Source organism: uncultured Ruminococcus sp., assembly GCF_947301925.1.
Taxonomy (GTDB): Bacteria; Bacillota; Clostridia; order Oscillospirales; family Ruminococcaceae; genus Ruminococcus.
Map to the genome: position 1 here is coordinate 94,133 of NZ_CAMYUE010000010.1, position 14,607 is coordinate 108,739.

At 38.2% G+C, this 14,607-nt stretch carries 12 protein-coding genes; 6 read left to right on the forward strand and 6 right to left on the reverse strand.

Annotated elements, in window-relative coordinates; all coding sequences use genetic code 11:
- Positions 1 to 287 precede the first annotated feature (287 nt).
- Positions 288 to 3,395: a M4 family metallopeptidase gene (locus tag Q0Y65_RS11450; protein ID WP_297959878.1), complete on the reverse strand. Its 3,108-nt coding sequence runs from the start codon at positions 3,393 to 3,395 to the stop codon at positions 288 to 290.
- Between the two features lie 276 nt (positions 3,396 to 3,671).
- A complete protein-coding gene (locus tag Q0Y65_RS11455) occupies positions 3,672 to 5,231 on the reverse strand; it encodes a GDSL-type esterase/lipase family protein (RefSeq protein ID WP_363293552.1) in 1,560 nt (519 codons plus the stop codon).
- A 166-nt stretch (positions 5,232 to 5,397) separates the two neighbouring features.
- On the opposite strand from Q0Y65_RS11455, the gene Q0Y65_RS11460 reads away from it, so the two are divergent.
- Positions 5,398 to 5,565, forward strand: a complete 168-nt coding sequence (locus Q0Y65_RS11460) for a hypothetical protein (RefSeq protein ID WP_297959881.1) — start codon at positions 5,398 to 5,400, stop codon at positions 5,563 to 5,565.
- A gap of 351 nt (positions 5,566 to 5,916) precedes the next feature.
- On the opposite strand, the gene Q0Y65_RS11465 is transcribed toward Q0Y65_RS11460, so the two are convergent.
- Complete coding sequence (locus Q0Y65_RS11465) at positions 5,917 to 6,183, reverse strand: dockerin type I domain-containing protein (RefSeq protein ID WP_297959883.1); 267 nt, start codon at positions 6,181 to 6,183, stop codon at positions 5,917 to 5,919.
- A gap of 372 nt (positions 6,184 to 6,555) precedes the next feature.
- Here Q0Y65_RS11465 and Q0Y65_RS11470 point away from each other — a divergent pair, with 372 nt between their 5' ends.
- The 5 genes from Q0Y65_RS11470 (at position 6,556) to Q0Y65_RS11490 (ending at position 11,508) form a co-directional block, all read left to right on the forward strand.
- Entirely contained in the window at positions 6,556 to 7,107 is a 552-nt protein-coding gene (locus tag Q0Y65_RS11470) for an RNA polymerase sigma factor (protein WP_297959885.1), read from the forward strand.
- Positions 7,094 to 8,098, forward strand: coding sequence for a hypothetical protein (locus tag Q0Y65_RS11475; protein WP_297959887.1), 1,005 nt, complete (start codon positions 7,094 to 7,096; stop codon positions 8,096 to 8,098). Before Q0Y65_RS11470 ends, Q0Y65_RS11475 begins: the two co-directional genes overlap by 14 nt.
- Positions 8,099 to 8,147: 49 nt before the next feature.
- Positions 8,148 to 9,521: a dockerin type I repeat-containing protein gene (locus Q0Y65_RS11480; RefSeq protein WP_297959888.1), complete on the forward strand. Its 1,374-nt coding sequence runs from the start codon at positions 8,148 to 8,150 to the stop codon at positions 9,519 to 9,521.
- Positions 9,522 to 9,724: 203 nt separating this feature from the next.
- Entirely contained in the window at positions 9,725 to 10,282 is a 558-nt protein-coding gene (locus Q0Y65_RS11485) for an RNA polymerase sigma factor (RefSeq protein WP_297959890.1), read from the forward strand.
- A complete protein-coding gene (locus tag Q0Y65_RS11490; protein WP_297959892.1) occupies positions 10,279 to 11,508 on the forward strand; it encodes a hypothetical protein in 1,230 nt (409 codons plus the stop codon). The genes Q0Y65_RS11485 and Q0Y65_RS11490 overlap by 4 nt, the downstream gene beginning before the upstream one ends.
- Before the next feature lie 206 nt (positions 11,509 to 11,714).
- Here the strand turns inward: Q0Y65_RS11490 and Q0Y65_RS11495 are convergent, their stop codons facing one another.
- From Q0Y65_RS11495 to Q0Y65_RS11505, 3 genes are read right to left on the reverse strand one after another with little or no spacing between them, the layout of a single operon-like run.
- Positions 11,715 to 12,698: a dockerin type I repeat-containing protein gene (locus Q0Y65_RS11495; protein ID WP_297959894.1), complete on the reverse strand. Its 984-nt coding sequence runs from the start codon at positions 12,696 to 12,698 to the stop codon at positions 11,715 to 11,717.
- Positions 12,699 to 12,737: 39 nt separating this feature from the next.
- Complete coding sequence (locus Q0Y65_RS11500; RefSeq protein ID WP_297959896.1) at positions 12,738 to 13,871, reverse strand: hypothetical protein; 1,134 nt, start codon at positions 13,869 to 13,871, stop codon at positions 12,738 to 12,740.
- On the reverse strand, positions 13,858 to 14,409 hold the full coding sequence (locus Q0Y65_RS11505) for an RNA polymerase sigma factor (RefSeq protein WP_297959898.1): 552 nt from the start codon (positions 14,407 to 14,409) through the stop codon (positions 13,858 to 13,860). The genes Q0Y65_RS11500 and Q0Y65_RS11505 overlap by 14 nt, the downstream gene beginning before the upstream one ends.
- Positions 14,410 to 14,607: the final 198 nt, after the last annotated feature.

The following is a 14,607-nucleotide window of genomic DNA, read 5'->3' on the forward strand; positions in this document are numbered from 1 at the left end:
GTATTCGGAAATTTGCGAGAAAACTGCGAGATACTTTCACCCACAAAGGCGGCGAGGTGGTCTACGCTCGGCAAGAACCGAGTCTATGAACTCCTTCACAGCAGAGAGCTTCGAATTGCTTAGAAAACTATTGATCTGATAGAAGATGATATAGTATAAAAAGCACTGCACAAGGGAGGAGATTCTATGTCTAAGGTAATCAATATCAACTGTAGGGCTGTAAAGGTCATTGATAATACCGAAAAACAAGAAACGCTTTCTCAGGAAGATAAAGACATGAATGAAGGCTACATAGTTTCTTTGCGGGCTTGCATGATGTGAACATGGTAACCGTTTTGCTTTGAGCTTTCATTTGTATTTGCATAATCATCAACGGAAGTGACACCATTTTTTACAACACGTACTCCTGACCAATAAGGAGCACGTATATGACCCAATTCCTTTACAAGTACGTCGAGCCTTGTAAGCGGACTGAACTGTTTATCTCGTGTGGCACAGAGATAAATATATTTTCCGTTTGAATTCCGGTTAAGATTAACATTCAAACGCTTATATGTTGCTGTTATGCCATTATGAGTCAGTTCCTTGGTTTTCCATGTTTCCTGTTTATTGCTTTCGTATATCAGAAGATTAGTGATAGGATTATTGTAATTATCTACGCAGTAGCTCATAAATATCCAGTCTCCTGAATTTCCGCAGTTCATGTCAGTATTTATCCGAGTGTAACCTCTTTTTGTTTGTATTGCAGTGAATAATGAACTACGGGCTCGAATGTGTAGACCTGTCACATAGAAACGAGCTTTTCTCTCTAACATCATATTCAGCCAATGATCATAGTCATTATTGATATGAACAATCTTTGAAAGACAGTTCGGAGAATCCTTTATCTCACTGTAAGCCCAGACATCATAATCTCCCTTAGGGAGAGCAGCTGTAAAGAAGTAACCGTTTGCATCTGTTTTCAACACCACAGCCGGCTTCTTAGTCATTACCTCACTTTCAATATTAGTTCCCTTCACTATTTTAATGGTAGCTCCCACAATAGGATTGCCAGTCTCCGGATGTTTAACACGACCATGTATAATAAATGTAGATTTTGTCAAAACAGGACTATAATAATCAAGAGTAGTATTCCACTCACCGTGATTTCTGTTTGATATAGAACCTGTTTCAAATGTACCGTAATATCCGTCAAGTCTTATAAAATTGATCTTGAATTTAGTTCTCTTTTTCAGTATCAGCTTATATTCTCCTTTGGAATTAGTTACCGTACTGCAATACAAGTTACCATAATTCTCACCGTAACGTGCAGATACGGCAACGCCCGGGAGCGGATTTCCCCATGAATCAGTAACCTTTCCTGTTGCATAAATAGCTTTCTTTAGAATAACGTCTAAACCTGCTTTTGACTGGAATATTATACCTGTATCAAGAAAAGCGTCTGCGATGGCTCCGAGCTTCTCATTTATATTTTCGGCAGAACATACACTGAAAGCAGCATTAATAAGAGCATAGCCGCAGCTTCTGAAGTCACTTAGTTCGGACATAAACTGCAGTGACCTGTAAAACAGAGCAGATAATTCACAGCGTTTGTTATCATTGTAGCCGTCGTTGTTTTTGTCACTTTTGCCCGGCCATTTATCCCATATAAGGAAGGCAGCATGGCTGATTATAGCTGAGTTTTCATGAACGTAACCTTGATCGTGATCTTCTAACGTCTCATTTTCACCTAAGTAGTGATAATCGCTCATTGTTGTTCCGTTATTAAAGTATCGCTTTCCTCCGCTTGATTTGTTTTCACCGTGCGAATCCAGAGTGCCGTCCTGGGCGAATTCACCCAGAATATCCGCATAAGCTTCGTTGATAGCTCCTGATTGATTTTCATATTTCAGTTTACAGGTAGCGTCTACAACTGCGTGTGTAAATTCGTGCCCGACAACGTCAACACATCTTTCTATGTCTCCATTGGGACCAAAGCAGAGCTGCGTATGCTCACTGATATCGGAACGAAAACACGCATTAACTTCATTCCAATATTCATGATAATTCATTACGAGACATATCTTTTTGCCGCGGTCGTCCGCGCCTTTACGGCCAAGAACGTTGAGGTAATAATCATATACTCGTTTCATATTGTAATAAGCAGTAACAGGATGCTGACGCGCAAGATTGCTGAGAGCTTCTTCGGTGTTTGAATCAGCTTTGAAAGGTTGGGGTTCATAAATGTCTCTCCAATTTTTCTTGCCAATATACACATCGGTGCATACTTCGATATTTCTTTCACCGTCAGAAAGTTTCAGCGGTGCATCGCCGTCTGTATTTAATATGCTGATCGCACCATCTTCTCCGAGAGATGTCGTAATACGTCTGTTGGTATTAATGTCAATAGTTATATGCGTTTTTTCTGCCTTTACGATGTTTCCATCTGTAGTGCTGATAAACAACTTATTACCTTCGGTAATTATACACCAGCACAGATAAGCCTTTTCATTATCGTCAACATAGTAAGTCAGACCATTTGATGATATTATATTACCGTATTTTTTCCCGGCAATGGCTTTAGCCTGATCTTCGGTTATCTTAACGTCATCATCGCACGTTATTTGAGCGTACTGACCGCTGAGAGTCTGTGGGTTGCCATCAGTATCGGCAGATATGATAAGAGTATGTCCATCAACAGGTATTCCCTTATGATACTGTTTCATCCTGTAGAAAGTCATGCCGTCGGGCATTTCTCTTACTTCAGTGTCGTCTTCGTCAAACTCCTGCTCAGCGTTTTCAAAGCCCATGGTATGGTGTATGTAATTCAAAGCCTTTATTGCCTTGGAAGGCGAGTTTATCTTTTCATCGGAAATACGTCCTGTAATGAAAAAAGGACGCTCCTTTTCGTTGAGCATTACGGAAAATCCCATACCCCTGCTTCGTAATTCAGCCTGTGTGCGCTCCTCAGCAAGAGTCGCAAATCTGGGAGAAGCTTTTTTCTTTACGAAGACAGGTTTTTGATGCAGGGCTGTAAGTTCGTTGGAATAGGACATTTCCCTGATAGAATCCTTAGCTTCTTTGACTGCATTGATACAATCAGCCAGGCTTTCATAGGAGTTGCCCGAAAGAATAATATTTCCGTTGCTTTCTCTCAGTCTGAAATTGATCTTTTCGTCCTTTTCCTGAAAAATCTCGAATTTAGTGCCTGTTTTTTTCTCATAGCCTTTTTTTACTTGTACTTCGATTTCTGCATCTGCAGCGACTGCGGCAATGTTTTTCAGACGTCTACGGGAAATCGGGTTTGCTGCTGAAAAAACACCCGAAGCGATCTTTATGCCTTTTGCGTTCTTTAAAAGGATCTGTTCCTCGCCGTTTTTACTTTTTTCAATGAAATACTTTGACAATTTTTCCATAATAATACCACTCCTTGTTATGTAATAATCATAATTCACCTATTTGCTTCTGAAATTATAATAACTTTTGTATCATTGTAATATATTTCAATTGAATTGTATAGATGTCAAGTGTCACAATAACAGTGACAAATGTCACTTTATAGAAAAAAACAGTTTATCATATTTGCTGTGTTTGCCAATTCAATGACTGTAATTTCATTGAAAAAGTTCAATGCGAAGGAACTGATGAAGAATGGGATGTATTTGAAGTTCGTACAGATTCATATAACGATCCTATGCAGTACAAAGGGAACGGACCGCATAGGCAGGAATATCAGGGAACTTCCCGTTGCACACAAAAAGCTGCCGCAAAACTGCGGCAGCTTTTTTTACATTAGCGCCCTTGTCATACACCCACTGTGGAACAAAATCGTGTTCTATGCCATAATTATCATCTGAACCGGTAGAGGTCGTATACGGAATGATGCGTATTCCGTATGTCATTCCAGCTTGTTCGCAGGCTTTCAAAGCTTTGTCAATTGCATCCCAGTCATATACGCCCTCTTGGGGATTGATGTCCTTCCAGAACATAACGCCGCTGCATATCGTCACAACATCCCATGCATGGTTTTCCATCGAACCGCCGATACCGTAAGGATGCTTTTCTTCATACAACATATCCGGATTATACAGCGTCATGACAAATCCCTTATGCGGATTGGAAACAGGTTTGTCGGATACTTCCGTCCGGTAATGGATTGTCGAAGACGTTTCAAAGTCCGGATTAGGATCATCGACGAGACTGACCGGCTCTGCTGACGGGAAAAGCTGTTCAGAGACGATCTGTGCCAGTATCTCCGCGCCCTTTGCATTCGGGTGAAGATTGTTATAGTAGTATTCCTTTGCAGTGATTTTTGTTTTTTCAAGACAGAATTCAAGCCATGGATGAAACAAATCAAGAATACCGACATTCTCTGAGGCTGCAATCTGATCAATCGCATCATGGAACCACTTTTTATCCGGAAGCGGATAAATGCCGCAATCGTCCAGTTCTCCCTGCTGTTTCACGAGATAGACGGTCATGCCCTTTGCTTTGGCCCGCTGTACCATATCTGTCATATACGTGATATATTCGGTCGGATCAATCGCGTCCGGATGCTGTTTATACTCTTTCGTGTAATCATTGATTCCGACAGACAACAGCAGAATATCTCCGGTTTTGCCGTAATATTCAGCCGTACCGAAAAAAGACCGCCGCAGATCATATGATGTGATACCGCTTGCAGAGATGTTTCTGACATCATACTTTTCCGCGTCAACATAATTGCAGAGATACTGACCCCAGCCTCGCATGGCATCATCAGATACATTATAATAGCTTGCGACAGTCGAATCGCCGCCTACCCAGATTGTCGGTTTTGTTTCCGTATCTGTTGAAGTCTGCTCAATTTCCAGCGTGCAGAGCGAAAACTCCGTACCTACGCCGGAACCGGCATAGATATTGAGCTGACCGTCCGTCACCGGAATTGTAAAGGAATCAGTCGCATTGCTGCCTGTAAGAAAGAAAAGCTGCGACCACCGTTCTGCTGTGATCGTTGTGGACTGCACATCGCCGGTTGTAACTGTAATTTTATAAACTCCTTTAGGCAGATCAACATTGAAGATATGATTCGGTACATCAGATTTGAAGCGAACCGCATCAGACAAAGCACCTATGCCGCTTGCAGGAACATCTTCAACTGCATCGGTGTTTGCGAAACCGTATCCTTTTGCTGAATCATAGCCGTCCGCAGCTGAGACACCGGTATATCCGTTGACCGTGCCAAGGTTACCAAAGTCAAACCGTTTTGTGATAAGCGTTCCTGCCTCTTAAGATACAGGAATCGGTATTGTCTGTAATGGTAGTATTGCTATAGCAGCAATGATGCCTGCAAATAATCTTTTCACACACAGCCCTCCTTTTTTTCTTAATTATAACATGGCATATATGGGAATGCAAGATGCGGAAAACAAAAAGTGATTGCAGCCACAGGTTATCGACTGCACAAAGAATCATCCGCTGCACATCGTAATCATAATAGCCGCATACTACGGACTGCGCCGCAGCGAGGTCATCGGACTGAAATGGTCAGCAGTGGACTTCGTACACCCTTTGCAGCAAGGGTATCGTGAAGTACTATACCCTTAACAATCATTAAGTGTACGGCAATTCACCGTACCCATTTTCGTATCAAGGGAGCAGCAAACCAACGCTCCCTTCAAAATTATAATAAAGGAGAAATGCAATATGAACAACGCAGTTCACATAGGAAACATAAGAGAAAGAACTACAGGAGGAACGAATGAGATATGATACTCATTACTGCGTAACCGCCAACCAAACTCAGCTACATATTGAAAAAAAGAGGACTGCAAAAATGCAGTCCTAATTTTTTGTATGCTGTAAATGGTTGGCGGTTACGTTTTACTTATCGGGTATAAATTATGCACAGCATTGCCTCTTTATATCATAAAACATACTTTATCGAAATATGTCAAATTAAGATGTAGAAAGTCTCGCATACTCAGAAAGAACAGCGGATGCGTCAATGGCGTCTACTTTTCCGTCATTATTATAATCAGCCAATTGCTTGTTCAAAATAGTTTTCTTATCTGTTGAAGCAAGAGCGTAGTCCGATAGAATATATGAAGCATCAACTGCATCAATTTTTCCGTCGCAGTTTACATCGCCGACTTCAACTGAAATATCAAAGTTTTCTCCTATTGAAAAAACTAAATTGTTTGAGCTTTCGTTACAACTTATCATATGAAAACTCTTGCAAAAGCGTATAAGAAGTTCTATGAGAAGAATGAGAAAAAAGCTTCCGTACAGGAAGAAGGGCGGACAATATGAAAACAGGGGACGCCAAACTGAGGTGTCTCCTGTAAAGTAGACAGGGAAAAACAAAAATAATTCTATGTATTAAACAAAAGCATCCTGTAATAGTTGTACAGGATGCCTTTTTATATCTATATACTCTTGACAGTATAATCATTCTGAATTAAAATAAAGTTATAACATTTAGTTCAGAATATTAAAATAAAAAAATATATAAATCTGCTTAGACATTTAATGATTTAGGGTTGTATAATAAGTGAAAGAAGTAATCAGACTACTTCCTGGAAAAAGGAGAAATATATGGATAACGGTGTAAGTAGCTACCTCCGTTTTCTGAATGGTGATAATGATAGTTTTGTTGAACTTGTAAAAGAGTATGGTGACGGATTGATATTATTTCTGAATTCAATAATAAGAGATATCCACATTGCCGAAGAAGCAGCAAATGATACTCTAATGAAGTTGTATATCAAAAAACCGCAGTTTAAGAGTGAGTATTCATTTAAGACATGGTTATATACCATTGGCAGAAATGTTGCTCTTAATTATCTGAAAAAGCTTAAACGGCATAAATACACTCCTTTAGAGGATTTCTCGTATTTTTCAGATAATATTGATCTTGAATCTGAGTACATACAAGATGAGGAAAACCTTCTTATCCACCAGTGTATCAAAGCTTTAAATAAAGACTACGCACAGGTATTGTTTCTCATTTATTTTGAGAATCTTTCACATACCGAAGTTGCTAAAGTCATGAACAAATCGCAGCGGCAGATAACACAACTGTTATATTGCGCTAAAGAAGCTTTGAAGGTAGAAATGGGAAGGAGGGGGAATAATGGACAGATTTGAAAAATGGGCTGAATATATTATGCAGCACGGAGACAAAATCTTAGAAAAGAAAAAGCATAGAAATATGCTTATAAGAAGAGTATCATTCAGTTGTGCAAGTGTATTTGCTGTTGTAATTGTTGGATTTTTTGCATGGAAATCAATACCACATAAACCGGAGTTCCCGAATGATATTATTATACCAGAAAGTACTGTAATAACAACTTCAACATTTACAAACAATACTTCTATCCAAACAACTGCATTAGTTACTTCAAGCAGGACTGAAACAGACAGAGTATCGACAACTAATACTGTTAAAATTGTTACAACTCATGTTTCAGAAACAAATGCCATAAAACCTCCCTCAACCACTGCAACTATGATCCAGACACAGCCAGTAACGGGAATTAAAACAACTGCTCAGATACAGACAACAGGTGTACCAGTTACGTCAACTGTAACAGAAACGCAACCTGTCAATGATGACAGCAGATTACTGTATCCTATCGGAAAACAAATAAGTATTGAACGCTATAAGACTATGGCATCAGCTTCTTATTTGATTTACAATGATTTAGAAGCATCGGCAACGACCCCTGTCGTAACTGCAACAACTCAAACAACAGCTACAGTTCCGTCAGAAACAACAACTACTACAGTGACACCAGATGATACACAGATAGCTCTTGAGAAGCTGACACAAAAGGAAAACAGACTGTTTGGAGAATTTCAAAGAGAACGTGCAGTGCTCCTCGGTGAACTTTCCCCTGATGCACCAAGACTTACACTTGATGAAGCCGTTGAGATCATTGAAAGTTCTGGTTCATTTGCAGAAATTTGCAGAAAACTTCACGAAGCTCAACCATTAGTAGATTACATTGGCGGAAGCGGTATAACACGACTTGAATATTGGTTTGATAATAAAGGAGCGCAGAAAATATACCTTATTATGGAAGAAGAAAGCATATTCTATTTCCATTTTACAGGGGCAGATATAGTTTATTCGTGACAATATCCCCGTTGTGCAAATAAAACTTTTTTATGAAAGGATGGTTACTATGATGAAAAAGAAAGCATTATCAGGTATTATAGCAAGTACACTTTCAATCTCACTTTTAACGAGCATGAGTCCTACTACATACCTATCTCAAGCTTATGCGGGTGGTGATAAGGACGATTACATAGTTACAACAACAGGAGATGTTAACATTCAGACCACAACGGCTGTAACACAGCCGCTTGAAAGCACAACAACTACTACAGCTATAACAACTGTTATTTCTGAAGAACAAGCTGCACTTGATGAGCTGGCGAAAAAAGAAAACAAATTATTTGGAGAATTCCAAAGAAAAAGAGCGATTTTAAGTGGTAAACTTGCTCCTGACACCGAAAGACTCACACTTGATGAGGCTAACGAGATTATTGATCGCTGCAATTCCTATGACGAAATATATAAGGAATTAGCAGATGCACAGACATATCCTGATTTTTTTGGCGGCAGTGGTGTAACAAAAATCGAGTACTGGTTTGATGATAATGGCTATCAGAAGCTTCTGCTTATACACGAAGAAGGCGACGTAATCTATGTACAGTGCAATGATGCAGGTAAAATCACTGACTGGAACTTACTCTGCCCGGTCAATAAAGAGATCCCATTTGAGGCATATCAGTCAAAAATGATTGGTTCATTTAATGTCTATAATAATATTAACGCAACTGACACTATTCCACCATCTGAGGAAGTGTATACTGGAACACAAGCAACTGAGCCTGTGCAGATTACAACTACAACAACTACTATAATCCAACCGACAGATGAGAAACAGGAACAACTGAATAAACTGACAGAAAAGGAAAATATTCTTTTTGGTGAATTCAAGCGAGAAAGAGCCGTTATTTCTGGTGAGTTTGATTCTGAAACTCCAAGACTTACACTTGATGAAGTAAACGAGATAATCAATAATGCTGAAACCTTTGATGAAATGTATAATGAATTTATTGCATCGCAGAAATTCCCTGATTTCATCGGTGGTAGCGGCGTAACTAAAGCCGAATACTGGCTCGATGATAAAGGTTCGGAAAAAATTAGGTTTATCGTTGAAGAAAATGACATTATATATGTAAAGAGTGACGATAAAGGATACATCACAGATTGGCAGGCTTTGTATCGAGGAAACAATGTTGTTAATATTGAACAGTATAAGGCTCAGATGATTGATACATACATGATCTACAATGACATTGATGCTTCGGGCGACGTTAACTGTGATGGAGATCTTAGGATTTCTGATATAGTCATGTTCCAGAAGTGGCTTTTAGGGGCATCTGATGCTGAGTTAGTCAACTGGAAGGCTGCTGACTTCTGCAAAGATAACAAGCTCAATGTTTTTGATCTTACTTTAATGAGAAGAGAATTAATTTGTAATCAATGACGAATATGTCATATACTATTGTTTAAATACATTCATTCGGGGACAAGTCGGATGATGTCGCATAAGAATCAGCCTGTAAAAATGCAGGCTGATTCTTTTTAGGCTAATTATGATTATCACTTATAAATATTTATTAGCTTGGGTGCAATATTTTCGATTATTATGCGTCTTATATAGTGAGGAACCTCGAAAGGAGGAATCAAATGGACGATACCTCTATTATTGAACTCTACTGGAAAAGAGATGAACAGGCAATAGCCGAGACCGAGAAAAAATACGGAAAACTATGTTATCGGATAGCGGAAAATATACTAAAACAAAAAGAGGATTCGGAAGAATGTGTCAATGATGCTTTTATGAAAGCATGGAATTCTATTCCGCCTGATCGCCCTACATATTTTTCTGCTTATTTATGTCAAATAGTAAAAAGACTGGCTCTGTCTAAGTTACGCTATAATTCGGCAAGCAAACGACAGCATGACAATGTTCTGTCTTATGAGGAACTGTCTGATATAGTATCAAACAAGCAAACTCCAGAAGACACCCGTATTATGGCTGAACTCAGCAATGCCATAAGTGATTTCCTAATGAGAGAAAAAAAGATCAATCGTATGATGTTTATAAGAAGATACTGGTATTATGATAGTATAGAAATAATCTCAAATGAATTCAAGATCAATTCAAAAACAGTAGGTTCGATTCTTTTCCGTATGAGAAGACGTTTAAAAAAGTATTTAAAGAAAGAGGGTTTTGATCTATGAATGCCAAAATGCTTGATGATGCTATTAATGGAATTCGTCCCGAACTAATAGAAGAAGCTGAAAAAATAAATGCGCAAGATATGAATAATGAAACTTCTGATGGGGAAGTCCATGTACAAGGCGTTGAGGTTTACCGTAGACCTATATGGAAAAATATTCTTGTTATAACTTCTGCAATTGTTGTATGTGGCTTAGCCACAGGCGGAGCCTTTCTGATGAAGAATATTATGACAAAGCCTGATGATGTTTTTGATGACTCAGATCAGGATATAATTATCACTGAACAGAACAGCGTAGAAACTAATTTGGAAGAAGTAGTGCCGACAGAAGAAACAACCGAAGTGGATGAAAATAAGGCTGCTGCTATTGAATATAGTGATCTTCAGCTTCATACGACTCCATATTTTACAGATTCAAAAGATGATGCAGATTCTCTTCGAAACGAGCATCTATTCAAAATCCAATGGGAGGACAGACATAAATATAGAGTGGATACAGAGTACTATGCAGATTTGCTCTTAAGTGACGGGTATGATATCAACTCGCTGGAAGCAAAAAGCTATATATACCATTTGATGCTTAACAGCTTCCTATATTATGATTCTGCTAAAGGAACTGTAATAAAAAAACAGCCTGCTTATGGTTCGGGAAGTTCTCAATTAGATTTTCAGGTCGATGTTGCTGCACAGGAAAGCTACACAAGTCTAACATCTGACATTTCAGAAACTAAATGGGAGATATATGTATATGATGACAAACATATAGATGTAGTTTATCCTGATAATACATATGAGGAAAACGATTACTGCAAACAACCATATGTCATAATACCCGAAGATAATTATCGCCTCATTAATACTTCTCCTCCTGATTATAGCGTATCTAACTGTACATATAATGTTTTCTTTGGCATAGCTTTCAATGAGCTTATGCCAGACCAGCTGGCGTTTTCATGGCTTTCGAACTTTGATAACTGGCACATAAATGCTATTTCTGAGCAGATAGGAAGACCTGTAGCCGAGATATCAGGAGTCCGTGATAATGGGAACGATTTTACAATTTCTGTTGATATTTATACAGGTATATTAATTGCATTTACAGAAAGCTGCAACGGAGAATATATTGAAACCAAAGAAATGACATCTCTTGAATTAGATATTCCAATTGAGCGAGTTGAATTTGATCCAAGTGCCTTAACAAAGAGGTCTTATGATTTGATACAATAAAAAAATTATCGCTGTTAAAGTTTGATATGCGTTAATACATTAAATTATATCCTCCGCGGAAAACACGGTAATACCCAAGCCACACAAAAAAGAGCATAGCTGCTTCCGTTAAGATTCAAAAATAATTAGGGTAAAAGCTCCACAAAATACTGTGGAGCTTTTCTATAATATTACTCTTGAAAAAGTTAACTAAAGCAAATCTTATATCACCTTAAACCTAAAAGATACTCCTGTATTGCAAGCGCATCACCTGATGTTATACCATTGTTATCTGTATCGCCATTAAAACGCCCTTGTACAGATATCTGATACTTATCAGGATTTGCAAGGAACTGCATTATAAAAATAGCGTCTGCCAGCTCAACTATTCCGTCACAGTTTGAATCGCCGTCTAAATAATATTCAAAATCAATATTTTTTTCTTTTGTATTTCCGCCAAGTCCTGTGGGACTTACTCCGTGAGGTCTTATACCTGTTTCTTCAGCAATGCTTTTCGCTAATTCATAGTGCTGCATAATTGTGATGTCATTTTCAGGAACAACATATAGCTTATCACAATCTGCTTGCTTCCCCGAAAGAACTGTGTCTCCTGCTGAATACTTCACCAGTGAAGCGTTTATATCATTCGATTCAAGATACTCATTCAGCCTTTCTTCTATCGAAAAACTATAATCCATTTCTTCATATCCTGTCAGATACTCATATACACCGTAATTATACATATATCGATCATATTTATAATCGAAAGCAGTAACATACTCGGACAGCTTTTTGTACAGCTCTTTAGCTGTTTTACTGCCTATCGGAGCATACTGTCCTTCATCATTTTTAAGTGTGACAATACAATTGCAATCAGCAGCGTTTTTCTGATACTGAAGAACAAGTCCATAATCAATTTCGTTTATGATCTGCTCAAAAAAAGCTTCATCAAAATCTTTTGATACTGAAAAAGTTATCATATCGGGATAGCTTTCAACGAAATAGAAGCTGGCTCCATGATTCTCATTCGGTTTCATATACACTGCTTCATATTTGCCTATGAACATAGCCGACCAGTCATCTTCGAGACATATACAGTCATTGAATATATCAGGGGCAAAACTACCTGATGTAACTGCATTTGCGTAAAGCGGAGAACATGATATTAATATACTAATAGCCGTAAGAAGCGATAACGATCTTTTCTTCATAATATAACCTCCCTGAACAACATAATAATTGCGAAGTTGTCATTGGTTTAAAACGTTAAACGGATAATTGTTTGTAATGCTCTCTATGATATCAGCAGCTGTTTCCTCGCCGATAAAGAAAGCCAGACCACCTCCCGTAATATTCGTAGTTAAATACCCTTTTGAAGATATTCCAACCCCTGCTTTTAAAGGAACTATCTCATTCATATCATATATAATATTGATTTTTGGATTAATCTGATCAAGTGTCAGATCACTGTATTTGTAACATACAGCGTCAGCATTATCAAGGAGATAATTGATTATCATTTCTTTTTTGAATCCGTAATAATCACGCAGTTCATATCCGCTGCTGTAATCAGAATATTCTGCTGATACAAAATCTCCGTTTTTCTCCAAACCAAGATCAGCAACAAATTCTCCGAGATCTTTCGGCATATAATCCTGATTGCGGTACAAAGCCGGGACACTCGATCCACTATATTTTACTGCGATCATAACCTCAGATGAAATACCCTTTATCGCAAACAGTTCTGCATTACAACTGACCTCCCCGTCCTTGTCTTGATCAACAAGCAGCTGCGTTTCTATAGGCTCACTTACAGAATCGGTCGAAAGGATACCTGAGACTTTAGTATACTGTATTCCTGTACTATTACTTACCAATGTACGATAATGCTCAAGTGGGATAGGTACTTCAACCGGATTTACCGGAGAAGGCTCATTTCCGCCGGTAGTTGTGACCGGAATTGTTTCTGTTCCGTAAGTTACAGGACTATTGGTGACAATTATCTCAGTAGTCTGCGAAACAATTTCAGTAACAACAGGCCTCTTTATTGTACTCACCGATGTAACAGATATCTTTTCAGTTTCTGTAATAACTGTGGATACTTTTTTCTCATATGCCACAGTCGTCACTGCCGAATTTGAAGAAATGACATCAGATCTGGTCTGTGAAGTAGCAACAATATTGCTTTCTGAATATTTTTCCGGATCAGGAGGTGTACTTATGGCGGAATTATGTAATACTCCTATGGCGATCAGTACCGCGGCACACAAGCCTGATACTACAAATGATATCTTTCTTATAATAAGGCTTCTGCGCTTCTTTTCGGCGATAATATTATCTCCAAGCTCCATCAGAGCTGCTGCACACTTTTCATATTTGTCCATTTTCATTCCTCCTTTCCAGCTCGGCTCTTAAGGCTTTTTTCGCACAATATATGAGGTCAGATATCTGCTTTGAGGTTTTCCCCATAATATTTGCAATTTCTGAATTAGATAATTCCTCAAAGTACACAAGATAAAGCACCTGGGAATACTCTGCCTTTAAAGCTCTGAGTGTATGATGAATAAGAAGGTTTTGTTCACCTTTTATATAATCCGACTCGATATCACTTTCATCCGAAATATAGCAAAGATCATCAATAGAAGCATAAGACGTCTTTCTGTACTTTTTTATATAGTTTATCGCGGTGTTCTTGCCTATTGTATAAAGCCATGTCTTAAAAGAATACTGATTTTTATACCTTGGCTTTTTTACATAAAGCTTCAGAAAAACTTCATTAGCTGCTTCTTCAGATATATGGATATCTCTTATTATTGTATTGATAAACAAGGTCAGTCCGTCCTTGTATTCTTTTACAACATCAACAAAACCACTTTTATCACCATCAAGGAAACGGAGGTAGCTACTTGCACCGTTTTCCATATATATCTCCTTTAAAAAAGATAAAGTTTAAACCCTTTCTTTACTTATTATACAACATTATGATGTATTATCTCGAAGCTCAGAATATATTTTTATTATTTAATTATATATTAAATGATGACTATTACCTGATTATAAATAAGGTAAGCGTCAAATAAAGGACGTATTCCTCAAAGAAGGAATCTGATGTATAATAAA

Bases quoted from the DNA above. Each gene is read 5' to 3' on its own strand.
- Q0Y65_RS11495 (WP_297959894.1), bottom strand. From the start codon at position 12,698: ATGAAGAAAAGATCGTTATCGCTTCTTACGGCTATTAGTATATTAATA.
- Q0Y65_RS11500 (WP_297959896.1), bottom strand. From the start codon at position 13,871: ATGGACAAATATGAAAAGTGTGCAGCAGCTCTGATGGAGCTTGGAGAT.
- Q0Y65_RS11490 (WP_297959892.1), top strand. From the start codon at position 10,279: ATGAATGCCAAAATGCTTGATGATGCTATTAATGGAATTCGTCCCGAA.
- Q0Y65_RS11485 (WP_297959890.1), top strand. From the start codon at position 9,725: ATGGACGATACCTCTATTATTGAACTCTACTGGAAAAGAGATGAACAG.
- Q0Y65_RS11465 (WP_297959883.1), bottom strand. From the start codon at position 6,183: ATGATAAGTTGTAACGAAAGCTCAAACAATTTAGTTTTTTCAATAGGA.
- Q0Y65_RS11480 (WP_297959888.1), top strand. From the start codon at position 8,148: ATGATGAAAAAGAAAGCATTATCAGGTATTATAGCAAGTACACTTTCA.
- Q0Y65_RS11505 (WP_297959898.1), bottom strand. From the start codon at position 14,409: ATGGAAAACGGTGCAAGTAGCTACCTCCGTTTCCTTGATGGTGATAAA.
- Q0Y65_RS11450 (WP_297959878.1), bottom strand. From the start codon at position 3,395: ATGGAAAAATTGTCAAAGTATTTCATTGAAAAAAGTAAAAACGGCGAG.
- Q0Y65_RS11470 (WP_297959885.1), top strand. From the start codon at position 6,556: ATGGATAACGGTGTAAGTAGCTACCTCCGTTTTCTGAATGGTGATAAT.
- Q0Y65_RS11475 (WP_297959887.1), top strand. From the start codon at position 7,094: ATGGACAGATTTGAAAAATGGGCTGAATATATTATGCAGCACGGAGAC.